Source organism: Campylobacter coli LMG 9860 (assembly GCF_000254135.1).
In the GTDB taxonomy this organism is placed as follows: Bacteria; Campylobacterota; Campylobacteria; order Campylobacterales; family Campylobacteraceae; genus Campylobacter_D; species Campylobacter_D coli.
On record NZ_AINS01000086.1, the window covers coordinates 1 to 1,218 of the forward strand.

General features: G+C 27.7%; 2 protein-coding genes. One reads left to right on the forward strand and one right to left on the reverse strand.

The window, feature by feature from the left end; translation table 11 throughout:
- Nucleotides 1-19: 19 nt before the first annotated feature.
- Nucleotides 20-355, reverse strand: coding sequence for a hypothetical protein (locus CCO88_RS08820; RefSeq protein ID WP_002804088.1), 336 nt, complete (start codon nucleotides 353-355; stop codon nucleotides 20-22).
- 389 nt (nucleotides 356-744) lie between these two features.
- On the opposite strand from CCO88_RS08820, the gene CCO88_RS11080 reads away from it, so the two are divergent.
- Complete coding sequence (locus CCO88_RS11080; protein ID WP_002791550.1) at nucleotides 745-1,068, forward strand: hypothetical protein; 324 nt, start codon at nucleotides 745-747, stop codon at nucleotides 1,066-1,068.
- Nucleotides 1,069-1,218: the final 150 nt, after the last annotated feature.

Sequence of the window (1,218 nt, forward strand, 5' to 3'; positions counted from 1 at the left end):
TATCAAAGAAGATGATTTATTATAAATCTGAAACTTCTGCAATTCTAGCATTAAAACAATTCAAATAGCCAGTCTTACTTCTTTTAAATTTAACAGCTAAAATTCTACTATTTTCAAAAAAATTCTCCATATATTCTCGAAAATTAAAATCTCCGCTCCTACTAAAATATTTATTACTAAAGAAAACACTAAAATAAAACTCTATATTTGTCCCAAGATCAACACAATTAATAAGTATATTTGCTTTTTTGCCCCACTTGATATTATTAACAAAAATATATAATTCATTATCTAAATTTAGATCTTTAGTTTTTTCACTTAATTTCTCAATTCTTTCTTTTTTACTCTTTTCCATTCAAGCTCCTTTAAAAATCTAACAATTATAAAAAAATAAAGCTTACACCAAAAATAAAAATGTTTAAGAAAACTAAAAACTTAAATGATTAGAAACCTATTTTACGATTACTTTAAGTTTTAAAGAAAAACACTCTAAACTTAAAAAGAAATATTTTTATTTGTAAAAAGCTTATGTTATCGATAATCAAAGCAATTAAACCTTAGCTTGAAAACTCTACTTTTCAAATCATAACTTCTTTTTGGTGTATATAGCAAATTGCACCTAAGTAGGTGCTATAATTTGCGTAGATATGGGGTGCGGGGTGTGCAGTCGCCTAGAGCGACAAACGAACTTGACCCCGCCCTATTTGTTGTAAGAAGAGTAAGAGACGCTTAGTCTCTTCAAATTTGCAAATGAGCGTTAGCGAAATTTGCTGTAAAAAATTTTTTGTTTTCAAGAGTAGATTAAGAAGGAAAAGACTTAAAAAAAATGCTTTCAAATATAGGTATAATAGTGCTTTGATAAGGTTTTTAATTTTCCCACCAGTGGGACAAATTTTCCCACCAGTGGGAAAAAAACTGCTCGTGGTGGGAAAATTATTTTTAGAAAAAATCATGTTTCCAAATAAATTGGGAAAAAATTGCTTTTTTTACTTAAATATGTTTCATTTTTTGGGAAAATTGGAAATTGTTTTTGAATTTGTAAGAATAGATATAGAAGAGATAGCTTAATTAAAAATGCTTTTAAATATCTATTTTATAGTGCTTTGAAGCACTTTTAATCTGTCTCATCAGTGAGACAAATAGTCTCATCAGTGAGACAAGTTAGCTCACCTGTGAGACGGATTGAAGTTACTTTGTCTCAAATTATGATACAATATT